Source organism: Microseira wollei NIES-4236 (assembly GCF_020521235.1).
GTDB lineage: Bacteria > Cyanobacteriota > Cyanobacteriia > Cyanobacteriales > Aerosakkonemataceae > Microseira > Microseira wollei.
The window spans coordinates 1-1,367 of the sequence record NZ_BLAY01000442.1 but is presented as its reverse complement, the minus strand read 5'-3'; the positions used below and the strand labels follow the sequence as shown (position 1 = coordinate 1,367).

The window sequence follows — 1,367 nt, the reverse complement described above, 5'->3', positions numbered from 1 at the left end:
TTAATAGTAGGGACACGGCAAGCGAGATATCTGCGAAAAACAGATAACGTTAATAGTAGGGACACGGCAAGCGAGATATCTGCGAAAAACAGATAACGTTAATAGTAGGGACACGGCAAGCGAGATATCTGCGAAAAACAGATAACTTTAATATTGCCGTGTCCCTACACGACGACGCAATTGACGCAGTTTTTATTACGGGTGAAACGGAGGTAATATGAGTAGGAAAAATATAGTTGCGCTCGCTCTATTATTCAGCCTCAGCACCGCGTATCCCGCTTTCGCAGAAACAGCCTATCAACGCTGGTTGAGAATGGCTGTTGCTGCTAGAAACAGCGGCAATTACGATGGGGCTTTATCTTATTATCAACGCGCCGCCGATGAAAGTCCCAATGGCCCAAACGATCCTGATATTAATAAAGCAATCTTTGAAGTTTTGTCAGAAAGATTGCAAAGTTTCCAAACCACTGCTCCCAACTATGTAAGATTTATCAGAATTGCTGACGAAGCTTACTATAACGGCGAATACGATACGGCTATTCAAAACTATAGAATGGCTTTAAGACAACGACCGCGCGATCGCTATGCCACCCTGCGTATTGAGCAAGCAGAATGTATTAAGAAAAACCGACCCGCTACGGGTTCCCAATTTAGAACCATGTGTCCTAGATTTTAGGCGGAAAATTTTTCTTCTCCCTAAGAGAGGAATTTGGAATCATATCATGTCCTTGGGTATCGGTAGTGTATGGATGGCTAATTGCTCGCTTGCTAATTGCAAGCTTGTCAATTGCCTCCAGAGCAGCCATTAGCGATTAGCTATTAGCAGTTACACAACCGTTGCTATTGGACATGATATAAGTCAATCAATGGAGTGGCGGTATGAAGCGAATTATTGCAGGTTTTATGTTAGCGGTCGCATTGTTTTTTAGCTGCGCTCAAATTGCCGTTGCTAAAGCTTTAACACCTGAAGCAGAGTCTTACCAAGTAGAACCTAATTATGCGGGTAAGCGAATGGTGGAAACTATCAAGGATAAAATCGAAGCAGCGACCGAGAATGTGGTAGAAAAGCTCAACTTAAACGAACCACTTCCGGAAAGTACAAAAGAGTTTTTAAGTGATGTAGAATCTAAAGTGGATGAAACTGTTGAGCCAATTACTGGAAATCAAGGTTATTACAAAGAAAAATAAATAAGCCAATGTTTTGAAACGCGCCCAGACCCGAGGCTAAAGCCTGGGGCTACACAAACAAAGCCCGCCAGAGCGGGCTGAAATTATTACAGCCCCGAGGCTAAAGCCTGGGGCTGCACAAACAAAGCCCGCCAGAGCGGGCTGAAATTATTACAGCCCCGAGGCTAAAGCCTGGGGCT

2 protein-coding genes are annotated in these 1,367 nt (G+C 44.0%); both read left to right on the top strand.

Going from position 1 to position 1,367, the window contains the following annotated elements; all coding sequences use genetic code 11:
- The first annotated feature begins 217 nt into the window (after nucleotides 1-217).
- On the top strand, nucleotides 218-676 hold the full coding sequence (locus MiSe_RS49115; RefSeq protein ID WP_226594823.1) for a tetratricopeptide repeat protein: 459 nt from the start codon (nucleotides 218-220) through the stop codon (nucleotides 674-676).
- Between the two features lie 203 nt (nucleotides 677-879).
- On the top strand, nucleotides 880-1,188 hold the full coding sequence (locus MiSe_RS49110) for a hypothetical protein (RefSeq protein ID WP_226594821.1): 309 nt from the start codon (nucleotides 880-882) through the stop codon (nucleotides 1,186-1,188).
- Nucleotides 1,189-1,367: the final 179 nt, after the last annotated feature.

Bases quoted from the DNA above. Each gene is read 5' to 3' on its own strand.
- MiSe_RS49115 (WP_226594823.1), top strand. From the start codon at position 218: ATGAGTAGGAAAAATATAGTTGCGCTCGCTCTATTATTCAGCCTCAGC.
- MiSe_RS49110 (WP_226594821.1), top strand. From the start codon at position 880: ATGAAGCGAATTATTGCAGGTTTTATGTTAGCGGTCGCATTGTTTTTT.